Origin of the sequence: Spiribacter vilamensis, assembly GCF_004217415.1 — a bacterium.
Lineage (GTDB): Bacteria > Pseudomonadota > Gammaproteobacteria > Nitrococcales > Nitrococcaceae > Spiribacter > Spiribacter vilamensis.
This window is the reverse complement of the sequence record NZ_SHLI01000001.1, coordinates 572,394-590,227: the sequence shown is the minus strand read 5'-3', so window position 1 is coordinate 590,227 and position 17,834 is coordinate 572,394. Positions and strand designations below refer to the sequence as shown.

Below are 17,834 nucleotides of genomic sequence, written 5' to 3'. Positions count from 1 at the left end.
CCGGGGGCATGTTTTCAGCATTTAAGGTCGAATTTTCTCATCAGGTCATACAATGTCGGACGGGATACCCCTAGCAAATCGGCCGCCTTCGAGACATTGTCCGTCGCGCGTGCGAGCGCTTCGCGAACGGCGCGTTCTTCGGCCCGGTCGCGAACCTCGCGGAGGCTGAAACTGGGGCGCTCACCGCCGGAATGATCCAGGCCCAGGTCCTCGAGGGTGATCAGCTTCCCCTCTGCCATGATGACGGCGCGATTGATCCTGTGCTCGAGCTCGCGCACGTTGCCCGGCCATTCGTAGGCCGATACCGCCTCCGCCGCATCATCGGTCAGTCCGCGGACGGCGCTACCGTGCTGCTGCGCGGCGGCGGCAAGGAAATGGCGGGCGAGTAGCAACGGGTCACTCTCCCGGGCCCGCAGCGGGGGGATGTCGATGACGATCTCGCTGATCCGGTAATAGAGATCCTGGCGAAAATTGCCCGAATCGATCTGTCCGGGAAGATTCTGGTGTGTCGCGCAGACCACGCGCGTGTCCACGGGGATTTCCCGACGGCCACCGACCCGCTCAAGCACACGTTCCTGGAGAAAACGCAACAGTTTGCTCTGGAGGGATACGGGCATGTCGCCGATTTCGTCGAGAAAGAGCGTGCCGCCCTCGGCCATCTCGATTTTGCCCCGGGTCTGGTTCTGGGCACCGGTAAAGGCCCCGCGCTCGTAACCGAACAATTCACTCTCGAGGAGATTCTCGGGGATCGCGGCGCAGTTGATGGCAACGAAACTCTCACTGGCGCGATCGCTCAGCCGGTGGATCGCTCGCGCCAGGACTTCCTTACCGGTCCCCGTTTCCCCCTGTAACAAAACCGTGGCCCGCGTTCGGGCGACCTTTTCGACCGTCCGCGCAATCCTCGCCATGGACTCGCTGGCACCGAGAACGCCCGCCAGGGGGGTCTGCCGGGCCAGCATCAGCGCCCGGTTCTGGCGTTCCAGATCGGCGAGGTGAAAGGCCCTTGCCACGATCAGGTTGAGCGTATCGGTATCCACCGGCTTTTCGTAGAAGTCATAGGCGCCCAGCGATACCGACCGCACGGCGCTGGTCGCATCACCGTTGCCGGTGACCACGATCACCTTGGTGTGGGGGGCGGCATCAATGATGTCGTTGAGGGTTGCCAGACCCTCGGAGACGCCATCCGGATCCGGAGGCAGGCCCAGATCCTGCAGAACCACCGCGGGCTCGTGGCGACGGAGTTGCGCCATGGCGGATGGCCGATCCTCGGCAACGAGGATCTCGTAGCGATCGAAACACCAGCGAAGTTGCCGCTGCAGACCGGGATCGTCTTCCACGATCAGCAGCTTTTCGGCACTCACCGATTTTCTCTCATAGGTCTCTCCGAGCGTTCAGTACGCCCTGTCACCCTTGATGACCTCGATGCCTGTCCGGAACAGGATCTTGAGATCGAGCAGGGGCGTCCATTGCTTGAGATACTCGAGGTCGTAGCGTATGCGCTCCTCCATATCCGACAGGTCGCTGGTTTCACCCCGGCAGCCATTGACCTGCGCCAGTCCGGTAATGCCCGGCAGCACCTTGTGACGGAGCATGTAGCCCTTGATCCGGCCGCGGTACTCCTCGTTGTGCGCAACGGCGTGAGGCCGTGGGCCAACCAGGCTCATACGCCCCTGGAGGACATTGAACAGCTGCGGCAATTCATCCAGCGAGGTCTTTCGAAGGAAGCGGCCCAGCGACGTGACGCGCGGATCACCCCGCCAGGCCTGGACAATCCGATCACCATCTTCGAGCACATGCATCGACCGGAATTTATAGACGGTGATCGGCCTGCCATCGAGCCCGTAGCGTTGCTGGCGGAAGATCGCGGGCCCTCGGGAGGTCAGCCTGATCAAAAGCGCGATAATCGCCATCACTGGCAACGCGGGCACAAGGACCGCCAGTGTCAGGGCGACATCACTGACGCGCTTGAGAATGCCGCGATAACCATAGAAAGGCGTCTCCCACATGGAGACGACCGGAACGCCCGCGACATCGGCCGTATGCGACTGAATCAGATCACAGACAAAGAAGTCCGGGACGTAGTAAATCGAGACCGTCGAGTCACTCAGCTCGTCGAGCATCCTCATGACGCGCCGGATGTGGCGCATCGGCAGCACGATGAAGAGGACGTCGATGTAATACTCACGAACGTAACGGCTGACTTCATCAAGCCGACCGAGATACTCGACGTCGTCCATGGCGCCAAGTCGATCGAGGCTGCGATCGTCAAAGAAACCCCTCACCCGAAACCCGTATTCCGGGTGATGCCTGATCCGCTCGGCGAGTCCGCGACCCAGCTCGTTCCCACCGGCAATTACGCTGGTGCGCACCAATTCCCGAGACACCAGGATATGGCGGAAGAGACGGTCCAGAAGCCAGTGAACCACCAGCACCGCGACGGGCGTTGTCACCGCCCAGGCAATGACGAGACCGGCCGGGTAATATCCCTGGAAACCGGTCAGATAGGCGGTCGCCAGCAGCGCGCCCAGCACCGCCAGCCATCGCCCGAGGAGGCTCCCTGTCTGGTCGATAAAATACGTGGAAGCCGTATGGGTTCCACTCGCGGGGAGCACCCGAATCAGCAGGATTGTCAGAACGGCCGCGAAAATCGCCAGGGCCGTCAGGTAGCTGTCGATCGCTACCCCGCCGAGGGCTGCGAGACCGTATAGCAGGACGACCGTCAACAGCGCCGGCATGATCCACTGCAGGCCGGCAATAACGCCCAGCGACAGACTATGGGTGAGGAACACCGAGCGCGGAGAGGAACTGCCACCCGTCAACGGCATGGGCGGCAACCTCACCTCAGTGCTAATCGGATCAGTTTCGGCAAGCGGATGTAACGCCGGGTTATCCCTGTAGTTCAGGCGTCTTATCGGTTCCATGATGTATCCCCTTTTAAATGACTTTGATCAAAACCAAAGCCACTTGTCAATGGAGATACCGCAATATCCGGAGGCGGTTACTGACCCCTTGCGCGCAGGGCACCTCGGCCACCATCGACCGGGAATATTTGCCCAGTGATCCAGCCCGCATCGTCGCTCAGCAGGAACGCCGCCATGGCCGCGGAATCATCCGCTTCGCCCACGCGCTTCATCGGGTGACTGGCCGCCAGCGCGTCCGCCATTTTCTCGTTGGAGAGCAGCTGCCCGGCGATCTCCGTCTGGCTGATACTCGGCGCGATACAGTTGACCCGCACCTTGGGTGCCAGATCCGTCGCGAGAGAACGGCAAAGCGCCTCGACGCCCCCTTTCGCAGCCGAAATAATGGCGTGATTGCCGAAGCCCTGCCCCGCGGCCACTGTCGAGAACATCACCACGCTGCCGTTAGCCCGCTGCAGAGCCGGTGCCGCCGCCTGAACAGCAAGCGCCGCGCCGACGGTATTCAATCGGTAGCAATCGATCAGATCGGCTTCCGTGAGGTTTTTCAGCGGCTTGAGTACGATATTGCCGACGCAGTAAGCGAGTCCGGCAAGGCCCTCGTCGGACTGTGCGGCCTCCACGGCGCGCTTGATCGAGTCGGGATCGAGGACATCACAGGCGACGGTCGAGGCACCCGTCTCCCGCGCCAGCGCCTGGAGGGTATCCGGGTCACGTGCCGAGAGTACGAGCGGATGCCCCTGAGCCGCGAGTCGCCGTGCCAGCGCCTCGCCGATACCGCCGCGGGCGCCCATGATGAGAACGGGTGCAGTCATTCCGTGTTTCCTTCTTCAACTTGGCTGATCAGGGGACCGTAACCCTCGGCTTCCATATCTTCCAGCGGGATGAACTTCATGGCTGCCGAGTTCATGCAGTAGCGCAGGCCGGTCGGCTCGGGGCCATCCTTGAAGACATGGCCGAGGTGGGAGTCGGCATGCCGACTGCGGATCTCGGTGCGCGTCATGAAAAAGGACCGATCCTCGCGCTCAACCACCGCATCCGAAGCAATCGGCCGAGTGAAGCTCGGCCAGCCGGTGTTCGACTTGTACTTGTCGCTCGATGAAAACAGTGGCTCTCCGGAGACTACGTCAACGTAAATCCCCGGCCGTTTTTCGTCGTAATAGTCGTTCTGATACGCCGGCTCGGTACCATCTTCCTGCGTCACCTGGAACTGCTCGGCACTCAGGCGTGAGCGCAGCACCTCGAGATCGGGCTTTTCAAAGGTGGCGGGGTCGAATGCCTCAACGCCGTTACTCGCCGCCTGGCGATCAGGCCGGTACTGGGAATAGTCCACCTCCTGATCATCGCCCCAGACCTCCTCGATGAAGTCGTAGCGGCCCGAGTTGAATGTGTAGAACTTGTACCGCACCGGCTTTTTCTCGTAATAGTCCTGGTGGTACGCCTCCGCCGCGTAGAAGGCCTCGAACGGGACGATCTCGATGGCGACCGGTTCGTCGTAGCGCCCGGAAGCCTCCAGTGCCTCCACTGCCGCCTCGGCGGCACGCCGCTCGGCCTCGCTGTGATAGAAGATCGCCGGACGGTACTGCTTGCCCCGATCGACGTATTGTCCGTCGGTGTCGGTTGGATTCGCGGTCCGCCACAGTCCCTGCAGCAGGCCCTCGTAGGTCATCTTGTCCGGGTCGTAGTAGACCTGCACGGCTTCGGTGTGGCCCGTCCGTCCGCCCGAGACCTGTTCGTAGGTCGGATCGACTTCGTCGCCGCCACTGTAGCCGGATACCGCCTCGACAACGCCCGGGACGTTCTTTTCGTAGTAGGCCTCGACGCACCAGAAACAACCACCTGCGAAGGTTGCCACTGCAAGGTCCGGATTATCCGGCGCAAAGTCCGAGTCACCGGTTTGGGCGCCACCCGTGGACGGGAGGCCGAGTAGCAAACCGGTGAGAATAATGATTTTTGTTGAAAAGGCTCTCATGGTTTCCTCTTATGTCTCGCCCTTGAGGCTGCAGCTGGATATTTATAAAGACATCACGGAGCAGCATGAATTCACGACTCTACCCGCGCTGACGGCGCGTCGCACAGCGGCGATACAACGAAAAACGCCGGGACGGAACCCGCCCCGGCGCCTTCAGGCATCGCGCTATTCAGAGTTTAGAACATGCCCTGAAGGTTCGCCCGTGCATCCTCGCTGACCCAGTCCAGCCATGTGTCCTGGTTATTCTGCAGGAAATGGACAACCGCTTCGTCGATCGACGCCGAATTCTCGGAGTGCCAGGCAAGCAGCCCACTCATCGTGTCATTCTCGAATGTGACGTGCTGCATGAGCTCGAAGGCCTCCGGCTCGCGATCGGCCAGGTCGTTGGTCACGACATTGAAGACCGGCGCCGCAGGGAACGCGGTCTTGCCGACCTCGTCACACTCGGTGTCCTGATTGCACTCATAGGCCTCGCGATCGATCGGCCCCATATCAACGCTCACCATGTCGTACTTGCCGAGCGGTGCCGTCGGGCCCCAGTAGTAGCCGAAGTACGGCTCGCGGTTTTCCGCCGCGGTCACGAGTGCCGCCTGCAGGGTCTCGCCCGAACCGTGGTTGAACACCTCGATACCGTGACCCTCGAGATCGTAAGCCTGCTTGAGCGAATCATTGGCGATCCGGCAACCCCAGCCATCGGGGCAATTGTGGAAGCGACCACCAACAAGCTCGGGGTTGTTCAATACACCCTCGATGGTAGCCAACTCCGGATGTTCCTCGACAAGGAACGCAGGGACCAGCCAGTGCTCCTGCCCCCCCTTGCTGAAGGCATCCGAGGCCTTGACCAGCTTGCCCTGCTCGGCGAGGTCGTAATACGACGGCGCGCCGTTAGGCCAGAGCTCGGGGACGATATCAGGCTCATTATTTTCCGCGAGCGAGGTTATCGCCGTCGTCGTTGCCGACGGTATCACCGTGACATCGCAGCCATAGCCCTGCTCCAGCAGGAATTCAGTCACACCGGTAATGATGCCGCCGGAGGTCCAGTTCATCTCGGCGACAGAGATTTTGCCGCACTCGGCATTCGCGGCCATCGGGACCAGTGCGCCGGTCAGCGCCAAAGCGTAGAGAGAACGCTTGTTCATAGGTTTACTCCATATTCTCCGCGCTCAACCGTGCCGTTCCAGTACCAAATCGCGGGCTGGCGCCTTCGTAGCGAGGGACGGCGTTCAAGCGGTCTTGCGGGAGGAATCTGCCAGGTCAGGCATCCAGCCTTGTTTAACTGTAGAACAATTTTTTTGATCGGTACAACCCCGCGGCCGCGCCGGGACCGGAGCGGATTGGGCGCCGTCCTCTTGATCGGCGTATCCTAACGGGTATCCGATTGATTAATGATGCGCATCAACCAGTGCAATGACTCAGGAAGCCGCTAGCGATAATCACATGCCCGATCCATCGAGCTTCCAGACACTGCTGGAGGCAAGCGATAACCTCTGCGCCATTGTCGACGCCGACTACCGCTACCGCTGGGTCAATGCGGCCTATCAGCGCCTGCATGCGCCATCTCCCGACAGCCTCGTGGGGGTCAGCGTGCGCAGGGTCGTTGGCGATGAGCACTTCGCAAGCGTCACAAGGCCGCGCCTGAACAGGTGCCTCGACGGCCAGCCCCAGTGCTATGAGATCGAGCGCCAGAGCGCCGTTATGGGGGAGCGCGATCTCGAGGTCCGTTATATTCCCCTGATGCACTCGGAATTGGGGCAACGCGAGATCGGGATCGTGATTGCCGACATCACCCATCGACGCGAGTGTGAGCGCGAGTTACAGAAGATGATGTCCATCGCGCACCTGAGCCCCTCCTCGATCGCGATCACTGATCTGCAGGGTCGTATCGAGTATGTGAATCCGGCACTTGAGAAGATCTCGGGCTATTCCCGCGACGAGCTGATCGGCAATACGTCCGCCGTACTCAAGAGCGGCAACACGCCGGACGATGTCTATCGCAATCTCTGGGAGACCATCGAGGGCGGGCAAACGTGGATCGGTGAGCTCGAGAACCGGCGCAGGGATGGCAGCCTTTACCACGAATACACGCTGATCGCCCCCCTGCGGGACGACGATGGGAAGGTCGTCAACTACGCCGCGATTAAACAGGATACGACCGCCCTTCGGACAACGGAAAGCGATCTCGAGCGATTGGCATTCGAGGACTCGCTGACGGGGCTTTACACGCGCAACGGTTTCAGCCAGGCGCTTCAGGAGTGGGTCGACAGGGAAGGCTGGCATAGCGAGGCCATGGTGGTGATGGTCGACGTGATCGGTCTGCGGGATATCAACGACGCCTACGGCTACGAGGGCGGTGATCGACTGCTCATCGAGTTCAGTAAGCGACTGCTGCAAACCGCCAGCGGACCGGGACTCGCCGGTCGAATCGGGGGCGACGAGTGCACCCTCTTTCTGGCTCCGGATCCCGATGAGCCGATTCAGACACGGCTCGAGGCGATCGTCGATCAGCTCTCCCGTCCATTCGATCTCGATGGCGTAGCCATCGGTATCGCCATACGTGTCGGCTATACCCGGCTAAACCACGGCACAAGACCGGCGGACACGCTGCTTCGCGAGGCCGAACGGGCATTGTTCCAGCATCGGGCCGACTCGAACCTGCCATGGGTGGCCTATACGGACCGTCTCGAGCAGGAGGCGCGCGCACGTGTTGATCTAACCCGTGAGCTGCGCACGGCGCTACAGGACAATCAGCTCGAGCTCCATTTCCAGCCCAAGGTGGATCTATCCACCGGGCATCTTGTCTCGGCCGAGGCGCTGCTGCGCTGGAATCACCCGGAGCGGGGGCTCATCTCGCCCGGCGTTTTTATCCCCATCGCCGAGCAGAGTCAGTTGATCGGACCGATCGGCGAATGGGCCGTCCGGTGCGCCTGCGAGCACCTACGGAGCTGGCAGAACGAGGGCCTCGATGTCGTGCGTGTTGCGGTCAACGTCTCGCTCGTGCAGTTCCGCTCCGGCAGCTTCCCGCATACCGTCCACAGAATACTCGAAGAGACGGGCATAGCGCCCGAGCAGCTCTCCCTGGAGATCACGGAGAGTGTCTTTGCCCAGGAGTCGGCGTATCTGTTGCGGCAGATGCGTGAGCTACGAGCTATGAATGTGCGCCTCTCGCTGGATGATTTCGGCACCGGCTATTCCTCGCTGCTCTATCTTCAGCAGTACCCGTTCGATGAGATCAAAATCGACCAGGGGTTTGTCACTCATTTGATGAACGACGACTTCAGTCGCAACATTGTTGAGGCGGTGAAGATGCTTGCCAGTGCTCTCGATGCCGAGATTATTGCCGAGGGGATCGAGTCCACTACCGTGCGCGACACACTGTTGGATATGGGGATTCGGCTCGGCCAGGGCTTCTACTACAGCTTTCCACTGGAGGCGGAGGACTTTCGGTGGCTGCTGGAGCGCGGTAGCCAGCTCCCCCTGACGGCTGACCAGATCGAATAGCGCCATTCACTGGCGATCAATAGAGCGGAGGACATTTTGGAGAAACGCAGAACAGGCATCGCCGACCTGGACCGGGTCACTAACGGCGGGCTACCCACGGGGCAGGCGACGCTTGTACTGGGCGAGGCCGCGGCCGGCAAGACCGTGCTGGCGCTCCAGGTGCTGGCTCATTCGATCGAGCGTGGCGAGGGAGCGGTGTTTGTCTCGTTCGAGGAATCACCCGCGCAGATCCGGCGCGATGCGGCGTCGTTTAGTTGGGGCCAGTCATTACTCGAGTCTGATCGGCTGCAGATCATCGACGCCCGCCCCCCGATTGACAGCGAGTCGGCCGGGAATTTCGATCTCGACGGCCTGCTTTCGGTCGTGGCGGCGGCAGCCACTCAGGTGGGGGCGCTCTGGATCGTTTTCGATGGCATCGATCAGCTACTGCAGTATCAACCCGACCACAAGGCGGCCATCAACCAGATTCGGCGGGTGGAGGAGGCCTGCGAGCAGTATGGCTGGACCCTGCTGCTCACCGGTAAGGCCACCCGGGACAGCACAGCCCCCGCCCATCTCGAAGGCGTTGAATTCCTCCTCTCGGCATCACTGGTGCTTAGCGCACAGATCGTCAACCAGCAGCTCAACCGCTCGCTGCGTATCGCCAAATATCGGGGTTCCGATCATACCGCTGACGAGATGCCGATGCTGATCGACCGCCACGGCATCACACTCCCCTACCACGGGGCGGACGAAAGAGCGGATGTCGAGGCCACCAACGAGCGACTGAGCCTGGGCGTCGAACGCCTGGACACCCTATTGGGGGGCGGGATCTATCGTGGATCGAGCCTGTTGATCTCCGGGCGGCCGGGAACCGCCAAAAGCACGCTGGCAGGTGCCTTCGCGGAGGCAGCGGCCGCACGGGGTGAGCGGACGCTGTATATCAGCTTCGATGAACTCGAGGGTCCGTATGTCCGCAACCTCGAATCCGTCGGTATCAACCTGCGCGAGCCGATCGAGGCCGGCTGGGTATGTTTTCGAACGCTTTCGGCCTATGCCGCGCGGGTCACCGAGCATTTCCTGACTATCCGGCGGCTGCTCGATACGTTCGAGCCGCATTGCCTGGTGATTGATCCGATTTCCGCCATGCTCAAGGCAAGCGCCACCGAGGGCGCCAATATGGCCACCGAGCAACTCCTCGACCTGGTGCGGCGGCGTGGCATCACCACCATCATCACTTCGCTGAGCGGTGAAGAAGACCCGGAAGGTGAAGCGACACAGGGACAAGTCTCGACGCTGGCCGACAGCTGGATCGTCCTCGACTATAACGTTCGTGCCGGCGAGCGGAACCGCTCCCTTTCCATCGTCAAATCCCGCGGAACCGGGCATTCAAACCAGCAGCGCGAGCTCCTCATCGGCGAAAGCGGCCCGGATCTGGCCGATATCTACGAGAATGGCAGCGAGGTGTTAATGGGAACCGCGCGGGTCACCCGCGAGCTCGAGGACGCGGCCGCCGCACGACGGCGATCGCTGGAATGGGAGCAACGCCGCACCGACCTCGAGGAGCAGATCGCCCAGGCAGAGAAGGAGCGCCGCCGTCTGGAGGCCATCATGGAGCTTGAGCAGAAGGAACATACCGAGACCAGTCGCCTGGATGAGGAAACTCGCGGGGAGATCAGGCAGCAGAGGGACCCCGATCGGGATAACCCGACCGCCAACGACGAGGTCCAGGACCGGAACGATGGAGATCAATCATGACTAACGATTCGTCGGTACAGGAATCCCGTATGCCACGACTGATTCTATTCGTGACGGGCAATGCACCGCGAACACAGCGTGCGCGTGCAAACCTGGCGAGGATGCTCGAGGAGATTGGCCGTGACGACCTGACGCCCTACGAGATCGACCTGCTGCAGCAACCGCAGGAAGGGTTGACCTACTCGGTGTTTGCCACGCCCTCGTTGCTCAAAACCGACGACGAACACGGTGGCTCGCTGCTCTACGGTGACCTGTCCGATGACGATCGGCTGTATCGGTTTCTCGCCGATCTGGCGACGACCTCGGCCTGATGACCGATACCCTGGAGTCGAGGCACTGCAATCGCCACGAGCGTCCCGAGCACGACCAGAACGATAACCAGCTCGATCAGTGTGAACCCTGCAGCGGTGCGATTTGATCGCATTATCTTCAAGACTTTTTCCGACGATCGGCGATTGACAAGCCATAAGCTAGACCCACTCCGACCAACCTTTCAATCTCGACGATCTGACCTGCCTGCGTGGCTCCACCGCCTGCTAACCTCTCACCCATGTCGGACCTGATCCTCGATCTCACGGTTGTCGTGCTGGCGGCGCTCATCGGTGGCGTTATTAACGCCCTCGCCGGCGGCGGCAGTTTCTTGACGCTGCCCGCGCTGGTTTTCACCGGGGTACCGCCGGTCATGGCGAACGCCACAGGGACAACCGCCCTGCTCCCCGGGTATCTCGCGAGCGTCTGGGGATCCCGCGATCTGATCCGCGCGCCACGGGGCATGACACTGTTCGCCATCGTGATCCTGGGCGCCATCGGCGGCAGCCTGGGCGCGGGTCTGCTGCTACTGACCTCGAACGAGGCCTTCAGCGCGATCGTGCCGTGGCTTTTGCTGTTTGCAACGTTGCTGTTCGCAACCGGTCCCGCCATCCACCGCGTGCTGACGACCCGGGTCGCCGCCCGGCATTCCCTGCCGGGACGCCTTGGAATCCTCGTCGTCAGTCTCTATGGCGGTTACTTCGCGGGCGGGATGGGCATCGTGATGCTGGCCGCGTTTCGGCTACTGGGCGTGGATGACATCAATCTGGCGAATGCCCTGAAGAATCTGCTATCCGCCGTGCTGACGGTCATCGCGGTTACGATCTACGCGATCGGCGGAGCCATTGCCTGGGCGGAGGTGTTGCCCATGGCCATTGCCGCCAGCATCGGGGGATTGGCCGGCGCCAGGATCGGCAGGCGCCTGCCACCGCGTACCCTGCGGGCGGGGATTGTCGTCGTGGGCACGATCACCACCGTGCTGTTCTTCCTCGACTGACCGAGCCGTGATAGATATCCGGCGGCGTGTGTCACCCGGCCCAGGGCGCGCTCGACGCCCAGGAGAATTCGTCGCAACAAGTAACTCCTGCCGGGCGTTGATCACCTCGTCAATCTTCGCCGTTACTGCCGCCCTTTCCGAGTAACGATTTCAGATCCGCGAACGGTGAATGGGTGCCCGCCGGCTGAGGCCGATCCTCGGCAGCCCCCGAGTGATTGCGCGCTTCCAGCTCGCGCTGGTGCTCGTTGTCATGACAGTAAATACAGAGCAGTTCCCAGTTGCTGCCATCATCCGGATTGTTGTGATGGTCATGATCGATGTGATGCACGGTGAGTTCGTGCACATTGGCTCGCGTGAACTCGCGGGTGCAACGACCACAAATCCACGGGAACAGCTTGAGCGCGCGTTCGCGATACCCCTGGCTGCGCGCATCCGCCGCGCGATTGGCGTCGGCTACGACCCGATCGAGCTTCCCGGTATCGATTTTCCTCATGCCAATACCCTCCTGGTCACAAAAGTAATCCGTGATTCTCGCCGGGGTCAGCCCTTTCGGGCGACCATGTCGATTTCGACTCTTGCCCGTCTGGCCAGTCCCGTCACCCCGATGCAGGTACGCGCTGGCCGCTCGCCAACCGGAAAGTAACTCTCGTAGGTCGCGTTCATGGCATCGTAGTCGTCGTAGAAGTGCGTCAGATAAACGCGGGTGGAGACCACATCGGCCAGTGTCAGCTCCAGCCCCTCGAGAACCGTTACGAGGTTACGCATACACCGATGCGTCTGCTCGACAATATCGCCCGGCATCGGGCCGTCGGGATCAGAGGGGTCCTGCGGGATCTGTCCACTGGTGTAAATCCAGCCGTCGGACTCGACGGCATGACTGAATGGCGCGACCGGCGTCGGCGCCGCCGGTATCATGTGATGCAGGACCTGGGCCATGGGGTGTTCCCTCCGTGTTGATTGACTGATGATATCCCGCCACACGCGAATCGAGCTTTCACGCCATCAATGACTTGCCTTCACTCGATAGTTTCGGCATATAGATCTCAGTGAGCGGTTGAATTAGTCGTCCCAGGCTGCAGGTGTTAATTTCAAACAGTTATTGAGACCACTATCAAACGCAGCACTAACTGCCCGGAGACCAAACGATGGCCGCAGATCCGAAAGACGTAGACACCAAGAACCAGGGCAAATGCCCCGCCATGCACGGCTCACGCACCGAGGTGCATGGCGACGGGACCGGCGTACACGACTGGTGGCCGAACAAGCTGAACCTCGGAATCCTCCACCAGCAATCGGCGGTATCCAATCCGCTCGGCGAGAGCTTTGACTATCGTGAGGCGTTCAAGACGATCGACCTCAAGGAAGTCAAACAGGACATCTTCGCCCTGATGAAGGAGTCGAAGGACTTCTGGCCGGCGGACTATGGCCACTACGGGCCGCTGTTCATCCGCATGACCTGGCACGATGCCGGCACGTACCGTACCTCGGACGGCCGCGGCGGCGCCGGCTCGGGTTCGCAGCGCATGGCGCCCATCAACAGCTGGCCGGATAACGGCAACCTCGACAAGGCCCGCCGGCTGCTCTGGCCGATCAAGCAGAAGTACGGTAACGCCATCTCCTGGGCCGATCTGTTCGTCCTCGCCGGCAACTGCGCGATGGAGGACATGGGCTTCCAGACCTTTGGCTTCGGTGGTGGTCGCGAGGACATCTGGGAACCGGAAGATGACATCTACTGGGGCTCGGAGAACGAGATGCTGGCCGACGACGGCGAGCGCCACGACGAGAATCGCGAGATCAGCAAGCCGCTCGCCGCCTCTCATATGGGACTGATCTACGTTAATCCGGAAGGCCCTAACGGCGAGCCCGATCCCGTCGGTGCCAGTCACGAGATCCGCCAGAGCTTCGCGCGCATGGCCATGAACGACTACGAAACGGTGGCCCTCATCGCCGGTGGTCATACCTTCGGCAAGAACCATGGCGCGGTCGATCCCAGCTACCAGGGGCCGGAGCCGGAGGGCGCGCCGCTCAGCGAGCAGGGCCTTGGCTGGCGCAACAGCTACGGCGACGGCAAGGGCGACAACACCCTGACCAGTGGCCTGGACGGCGCCTGGACGCCGAAGCCCACGCAGTGGGACATGGGCTATTTCGACATGCTCTTCGGCTATGAGTGGGAGCTCACCAAGAGCCCGGCCGGCGCCTGGCAGTGGGAACCGAAGGATGTCCGCGAGAATGACCTGGTCGCGAAGGCCCATGACGCATCGAAGACAGAGAAGACGGTCATGCTCACCACCGACATCTCGATGAAGGTGGACCCGAGCTATCGCGAGATCTCGATGCACTTCTACGAGAATCCCGAGGAGTTCGCGGATGCCTTCGCGCGGGCCTGGTTCAAGCTCCTGCACCGGGACATGGGCCCCAAGAGCCGTTATCTGGGCCCCGAGGTACCGGCTGAGGATCTCATCTGGCAGGACCCGGTGCCGGCCGTGGATCATGAGCTCATCGATAACGAGAACATCGCGGCCCTCAAAGACCAGATCCTCGCATCCGGCCTGTCCGTCTCCGAGCTCGTGTTCACCGCCTGGGCCTCGGCCAGCACGTTCCGCAATGCGGACAAGCGTGGCGGCGCCAACGGTGCACGTATCCGGCTCGCCCCGCAGAAGGACTGGGAGGCGAACAACCCCGAGCTGCTGGACAAGGTGCTGCCGACGCTCGAGTCCGTTCAGAAGGCGTTCAACGAATCGCAGACCGGTAACAAGCGCGTCTCGCTCGCCGATTTGATCGTCCTTGGTGGCAATGCGGCGGTCGAGCATGCCGCTGCCCGGGCCGGTGAGCCGATCGAGATCCCGTTCCACCCGGGGCGCACCGATGCCTCTGACGAGTGGACCGATGCCGATTCCTTCGCCTGGCTCGAGCCCGAGGCGGACGGTTTCCGCAACTACGTCAAGATGCGCTACACCGTCCCGCCGGAGCAGATGCTCGTCGACCGGGCCCAGCAGCTTCGACTGAGTGCACCGGAAATGACGGCGCTGGTTGGTGGCATGCGAGTGCTCGATACCAACACCGACGGCTCTGGCACCGGCGTATTCACGGATCGGCCCGGCACGTTGACCAACGACTTCTTCCGCAACGTGTTGGACATGGACAATTACTGGAAGCCCACGACCGATGAGGAGGAGTTCCTGGAGGTCAAGGACCGCACCAGTGACCGGCTCAAGTGGGTCGGAAGCCGCGTGGACATGATCTTCGGCTCGAACGCCGAGCTGCGCGCCATTTCAGAGGTCTATGCACAGACCGACGGTCAGGCGAAGTTCGTCCGCGACTTCGGCCGTGCCTGGAACAAGGTCATGAATCTGGACCGTTTCGACCTCGCCGAGGGATAAAGCCGCGCCTGATTTTCAAGGCGACGTCTTTTTAGGAACTTACCCGCCGATTCCTCTTCCAATAATTTAACTATTGGTTGGGGAATCGGCGATGTTCGGACTATTTAAATTCATTCGATTTCTATTCACGCTCGTCGATCCTGCGGCCAACGCCTTATCGAACGCGCCGCTTGAATGGAAATACCTTGCCACCAACGTCCTCGCATTCATGTGGTGCGTCTCATTCGGTCTGTACGTCGGTGAATACATGACCATTGGCTACTCAATCGCAGGCCATGTCGCCCTTATCACCATGTGCTTCGTGACCTATTACGTGCTGCGCTACAGCCGAAAAAATTACGATGCGAGCGAACGGCACAAGGCCGCCACTCGCCAGGGTTCACCACACTGACATCGCAGCGGCAGTAGCTCTACACGCACCGACCGCCATCGACCTCCAGGCAGGCGCCGGTGATGAAGTCGGCCTCGTCACTCGCCAGGAAAAGCGCAGCATTGGCGATATCCAGGGGCTGACTGAGCCGTCCCATCGGGATCCCACTAATAATTTTTTCCCGGGTGTTATCACCCAGAAAGTCCTCGATGAGGCCTGTTTCTCCCATCACCGGGTTAATGGTGTTCACCCGGATATGGTCAGGCGCGAGCTCCACCGCCATGGATTTACCGGTAATGATGGTCGCCCCTTTGCTGCCGTTATACCAGGTCAATCCCGGTCTTGGCCGCACCCCTGCCGTGGAGGCCACGTTCACGAAACACCCGCCGCCCCGCGAGCGGAAAAGCGGAACGGCCGCCTGCGCCATGTGGTACAGGGATTTCACATTGACCGCGTAGATACGATCGAATGTCGCCTCATCGACGCCCAGCATCGGGCCGTTCCGATGGGTGATGCCCGCATTGTTTACGACGATATCGAGGTCACCGAAATGCTCGGTTGTGTGATCGACCAGGCTCTGGACAGAGTCAGCCCGGGCAACATCGGCATGGACGTAGATCGCCTCGCAACCGGCGCTGCGAATACTGTCAGCCACACGCTCACCAGCCGCATCGCTTATATCGGCCAGCACGACGCGCGCGCCCTCCTCGGCGAAACGCTCGGCAATGCCCTTACCAAATCCGGAGGCCGCCCCCGTCACGATTGCTACTTTTCCCGCGAGTCTCATTACTACCCTCTCCTCATTAATAAAGCATTTCCACCAGCCCCAGACTGATCATCGGGACAAAGGTCACCAGCAGGAGACAGCCGATGGCCACCAGCACGAACTGCAGCAGCCACGGGATCATGCGCTCCAGCGGCAGATCGGCCACCGCGCACGCGGCGAACAGGTTCACGCCAAGCGGAGGCGTAAACATGCCGATTGCCAGGTTGACGACGACGATGAGTCCGAAATGGACCGGATCCACCCCGAAGCCGACCGCGACCGGGGCGAGAATCGGGGCAAGGACCAGAATGGCGGCCGATGTTTCTATGAACATGCCGACAAAGAGGAGCAACAGGTTCACCGCCAGCAGAAACGCCCAGACGCTGTCGAAATTCATGTTGATCCACTCGCCGACATCGGCGGGCAACCCCGAGCGACTGATGAGGAAACTGAATAGCCCCGCCGCCGCAATGATCAGCATGATGGCGGTCGTGCCCTTCACGCTGGTCACGAAAATCGGCCACAGGTCCCGCCAGCTGAGCTCTCGGTAGACCACCATTCCGACGAACAGCGCATAGAACACGGCCACGGCGGCGGCTTCGGTCGGTGTGAACACGCCCCCGTAGATACCGCCGATCACTACCACCGGCATCAGAATGGCCGCCCAGGCCTTGCTGATAGCGATATGCAGGGAATCGCGCTCCGCGCCGTCGCCCTTGCCAAGCCCCTTGAACTTGCAGATCACGTAAACCAGCAGAATCATCGCTGTACCGAACAGTAGCCCTGGCCCGATCCCCGCGATAAAGAGCTTGCCGATCGAGGTGTCGGTGCTGACCCCGTAGAGGATCAGAGGGATCGAAGGTGGCAACAGCACACCCAGCTCGGCCGAAGAGGCCTGAATAGAGGCAGCGAGTGGCTTTGGGTAGTGGTGCCGGACCATCGCCGGGATCAGGATCGCGCCGATTGCATAAGTCGTCGCGACACTCGAGCCGGACACGGACGCGAAGAACATGCAGGTCAGCACACAGGAACAGGCAAGCCCCCCCTGAATGCCACCGATAATGGATTTGGCAAGCTCCACCAGACGCCGGGAAATCCCGCCGCCGGCCATGAGATTGCCTGCGAGGATGAAAAACGGGATCGCCATCAGAGGATAGTGATCGATACTGACGAACATCCGCTGGGCAGAGAGGATGAGCGGGAGTGGCGAGAAAAAGTGGATCCCGAACATTGACGCGAGGGCGATGGCGACAGCAATCGGTACGCCAAGCACAAAGAAAACGATCAGGGCGCTTGCAATCGCGGCATTCATCGATCCGGCCCCTCCGCCACGGCCGGCACCGGCTCTGCCCGCAACTGGCGTATATCCGAATCCAGCAGCCGGCCGATCAGTGCAATGATGGCAAAGGCACTACCCACGGGCAGAGCGGAATAGGCCCACGCCATGGAAATATCCATCCCCGCCATACGCTGGGGCTGTACACGCAAGCCCATGAGATAGCCGTAGTAGGCGAGAAGCACGAAAAAGAGCAGACAAAGCAGCGCAACAAAATACTCCAGCACCACATGCAGGCGACGTGGGAGAACCGCAAAGATGATCTCAACGCGCATCATCTCGTTGCGTCGAAAGACGTTGGCGGCGCCGAGAAACACACTCCAGATAATCAGTGATCGCGAAGCGACCTCGGAGAAATGCGACGGATCATTGAATACAAATCGGGTGATGACCTGGTAGAAGGCTGCAACGGCGGCCAGCGCGAGCATGCCAATTGACAGCACCAGCGCGGTGCGCGTCGTTACTCGCTCTATCGCAACAATGGCATGGCAAAGGGACTCAGGCAGGGATACGCTCATGATCGGCTCCCGGTCATTTCAAAACCGGACGCCGGA

The 17,834-nt window shown here is 61.1% G+C and carries 17 protein-coding genes; 6 read left to right on the top strand and 11 right to left on the bottom strand.

Features of this window, described 5'->3' with window-relative positions; translation table 11 throughout:
- Window positions 1-14: 14 nt before the first annotated feature.
- The 5 genes from prsR to EV698_RS02940 all read right to left on the bottom strand — a co-directional run bounded on the left by prsR (window position 15) and on the right by EV698_RS02940 (window position 6,026).
- Window positions 15-1,361 carry a PEP-CTERM-box response regulator transcription factor gene (gene prsR / locus EV698_RS02960; protein WP_239016187.1) on the bottom strand — a complete coding sequence of 449 codons (1,347 nt, stop codon included), beginning with the start codon at window positions 1,359-1,361 and terminating at the stop codon, window positions 15-17.
- A gap of 30 nt (window positions 1,362-1,391) precedes the next feature.
- A complete protein-coding gene (locus tag EV698_RS02955; RefSeq protein WP_165385699.1) occupies window positions 1,392-2,825 on the bottom strand; it encodes an undecaprenyl-phosphate glucose phosphotransferase in 1,434 nt (477 codons plus the stop codon).
- Between the two features lie 173 nt (window positions 2,826-2,998).
- Window positions 2,999-3,730, bottom strand: a complete 732-nt coding sequence (locus EV698_RS02950; RefSeq protein ID WP_130502666.1) for an SDR family NAD(P)-dependent oxidoreductase — start codon at window positions 3,728-3,730, stop codon at window positions 2,999-3,001.
- Window positions 3,727-4,887, bottom strand: coding sequence for a peptide-methionine (R)-S-oxide reductase MsrB (gene msrB / locus EV698_RS10480; protein ID WP_130502665.1), 1,161 nt, complete (start codon window positions 4,885-4,887; stop codon window positions 3,727-3,729). Before msrB ends, EV698_RS02950 begins: the two co-directional genes overlap by 4 nt.
- Window positions 4,888-5,063: 176 nt before the next feature.
- Window positions 5,064-6,026, bottom strand: coding sequence for a glycine betaine ABC transporter substrate-binding protein (locus EV698_RS02940; protein ID WP_130502664.1), 963 nt, complete (start codon window positions 6,024-6,026; stop codon window positions 5,064-5,066).
- 298 nt (window positions 6,027-6,324) lie between these two features.
- Between EV698_RS02940 and EV698_RS02935 the strand changes: the two genes are divergently transcribed.
- The 3 genes from EV698_RS02935 to EV698_RS02925 are packed head-to-tail and all read left to right on the top strand — an operon-like array spanning window position 6,325 to window position 10,433.
- On the top strand, window positions 6,325-8,385 hold the full coding sequence (locus tag EV698_RS02935) for a putative bifunctional diguanylate cyclase/phosphodiesterase (protein WP_130502663.1): 2,061 nt from the start codon (window positions 6,325-6,327) through the stop codon (window positions 8,383-8,385).
- A 15-nt stretch (window positions 8,386-8,400) separates the two neighbouring features.
- A complete protein-coding gene (locus tag EV698_RS02930; RefSeq protein WP_130502662.1) occupies window positions 8,401-10,122 on the top strand; it encodes a DUF7125 family protein in 1,722 nt (573 codons plus the stop codon).
- Window positions 10,119-10,433 (top strand): circadian clock KaiB family protein, encoded by a 315-nt coding sequence (locus tag EV698_RS02925; protein WP_420853018.1) that lies wholly within the window; start codon window positions 10,119-10,121, stop codon window positions 10,431-10,433. The genes EV698_RS02930 and EV698_RS02925 overlap by 4 nt, the downstream gene beginning before the upstream one ends.
- Here EV698_RS02925 and EV698_RS10475 read toward each other — a convergent pair.
- Window positions 10,364-10,546 carry a type II secretion system protein gene (locus EV698_RS10475; RefSeq protein ID WP_130502661.1) on the bottom strand — a complete coding sequence of 61 codons (183 nt, stop codon included), beginning with the start codon at window positions 10,544-10,546 and terminating at the stop codon, window positions 10,364-10,366. The genes EV698_RS02925 and EV698_RS10475 overlap by 70 nt on opposite strands.
- A gap of 126 nt (window positions 10,547-10,672) precedes the next feature.
- Between EV698_RS10475 and EV698_RS02915 the strand changes: the two genes are divergently transcribed.
- The gene (locus EV698_RS02915; RefSeq protein WP_130502660.1) at window positions 10,673-11,428 is read left to right on the top strand and encodes a sulfite exporter TauE/SafE family protein; all 756 of its coding nucleotides are present in this window, start codon (window positions 10,673-10,675) and stop codon (window positions 11,426-11,428) included.
- 109 nt (window positions 11,429-11,537) lie between these two features.
- On the opposite strand, the gene EV698_RS02910 is transcribed toward EV698_RS02915, so the two are convergent.
- Window positions 11,538-11,921 carry a YajD family HNH nuclease gene (locus tag EV698_RS02910; protein WP_165385698.1) on the bottom strand — a complete coding sequence of 128 codons (384 nt, stop codon included), beginning with the start codon at window positions 11,919-11,921 and terminating at the stop codon, window positions 11,538-11,540.
- A 47-nt stretch (window positions 11,922-11,968) separates the two neighbouring features.
- Window positions 11,969-12,364 carry a RidA family protein gene (locus EV698_RS02905; RefSeq protein ID WP_207220482.1) on the bottom strand — a complete coding sequence of 132 codons (396 nt, stop codon included), beginning with the start codon at window positions 12,362-12,364 and terminating at the stop codon, window positions 11,969-11,971.
- 209 nt (window positions 12,365-12,573) lie between these two features.
- Between EV698_RS02905 and katG the strand changes: the two genes are divergently transcribed.
- Together katG and EV698_RS02895 are read left to right on the top strand one after the other, a co-directional pair.
- Window positions 12,574-14,808, top strand: a complete 2,235-nt coding sequence (gene katG / locus EV698_RS02900) for a catalase/peroxidase HPI (protein WP_130502659.1) — start codon at window positions 12,574-12,576, stop codon at window positions 14,806-14,808.
- A gap of 91 nt (window positions 14,809-14,899) precedes the next feature.
- Window positions 14,900-15,199, top strand: coding sequence for a hypothetical protein (locus EV698_RS02895; RefSeq protein ID WP_130502658.1), 300 nt, complete (start codon window positions 14,900-14,902; stop codon window positions 15,197-15,199).
- A gap of 19 nt (window positions 15,200-15,218) precedes the next feature.
- Here EV698_RS02895 and EV698_RS02890 read toward each other — a convergent pair whose 3' ends face one another.
- From EV698_RS02890 to EV698_RS02880, 3 genes are read right to left on the bottom strand one after another with little or no spacing between them, the layout of a single operon-like run.
- The gene (locus EV698_RS02890) at window positions 15,219-15,965 is read right to left on the bottom strand and encodes an SDR family oxidoreductase (RefSeq protein WP_130502657.1); all 747 of its coding nucleotides are present in this window, start codon (window positions 15,963-15,965) and stop codon (window positions 15,219-15,221) included.
- A 16-nt stretch (window positions 15,966-15,981) separates the two neighbouring features.
- Window positions 15,982-17,256 carry a TRAP transporter large permease gene (locus EV698_RS02885; RefSeq protein ID WP_130502656.1) on the bottom strand — a complete coding sequence of 425 codons (1,275 nt, stop codon included), beginning with the start codon at window positions 17,254-17,256 and terminating at the stop codon, window positions 15,982-15,984.
- Window positions 17,253-17,798: a TRAP transporter small permease gene (locus EV698_RS02880; protein ID WP_130502655.1), complete on the bottom strand. Its 546-nt coding sequence runs from the start codon at window positions 17,796-17,798 to the stop codon at window positions 17,253-17,255. The genes EV698_RS02885 and EV698_RS02880 overlap by 4 nt, the downstream gene beginning before the upstream one ends.
- Window positions 17,799-17,834: the final 36 nt, after the last annotated feature.

What these genes read in the sequence shown, in the direction of transcription:
- EV698_RS10475 (WP_130502661.1), bottom strand. Translation starts at nt 10,546, where the DNA reads ATGCGATCAAATCGCACCGCTGCAGGGTTCACACTGATCGAGCTGGTT.
- EV698_RS02910 (WP_165385698.1), bottom strand. Translation starts at nt 11,921, where the DNA reads ATGAGGAAAATCGATACCGGGAAGCTCGATCGGGTCGTAGCCGACGCC.
- EV698_RS02940 (WP_130502664.1), bottom strand. Translation starts at nt 6,026, where the DNA reads ATGAACAAGCGTTCTCTCTACGCTTTGGCGCTGACCGGCGCACTGGTC.
- EV698_RS02890 (WP_130502657.1), bottom strand. Translation starts at nt 15,965, where the DNA reads ATGAGACTCGCGGGAAAAGTAGCAATCGTGACGGGGGCGGCCTCCGGA.
- EV698_RS02955 (WP_165385699.1), bottom strand. Translation starts at nt 2,825, where the DNA reads ATGCCGTTGACGGGTGGCAGTTCCTCTCCGCGCTCGGTGTTCCTCACC.
- EV698_RS02880 (WP_130502655.1), bottom strand. Translation starts at nt 17,798, where the DNA reads ATGAGCGTATCCCTGCCTGAGTCCCTTTGCCATGCCATTGTTGCGATA.
- EV698_RS02895 (WP_130502658.1), top strand. Translation starts at nt 14,900, where the DNA reads ATGTTCGGACTATTTAAATTCATTCGATTTCTATTCACGCTCGTCGAT.
- msrB (WP_130502665.1), bottom strand. Translation starts at nt 4,887, where the DNA reads ATGAGAGCCTTTTCAACAAAAATCATTATTCTCACCGGTTTGCTACTC.
- EV698_RS02950 (WP_130502666.1), bottom strand. Translation starts at nt 3,730, where the DNA reads ATGACTGCACCCGTTCTCATCATGGGCGCCCGCGGCGGTATCGGCGAG.
- EV698_RS02915 (WP_130502660.1), top strand. Translation starts at nt 10,673, where the DNA reads ATGTCGGACCTGATCCTCGATCTCACGGTTGTCGTGCTGGCGGCGCTC.
- EV698_RS02905 (WP_207220482.1), bottom strand. Translation starts at nt 12,364, where the DNA reads ATGGCCCAGGTCCTGCATCACATGATACCGGCGGCGCCGACGCCGGTC.
- EV698_RS02885 (WP_130502656.1), bottom strand. Translation starts at nt 17,256, where the DNA reads ATGAATGCCGCGATTGCAAGCGCCCTGATCGTTTTCTTTGTGCTTGGC.
- EV698_RS02925 (WP_420853018.1), top strand. Translation starts at nt 10,119, where the DNA reads ATGACTAACGATTCGTCGGTACAGGAATCCCGTATGCCACGACTGATT.
- EV698_RS02935 (WP_130502663.1), top strand. Translation starts at nt 6,325, where the DNA reads ATGCCCGATCCATCGAGCTTCCAGACACTGCTGGAGGCAAGCGATAAC.
- katG (WP_130502659.1), top strand. Translation starts at nt 12,574, where the DNA reads ATGGCCGCAGATCCGAAAGACGTAGACACCAAGAACCAGGGCAAATGC.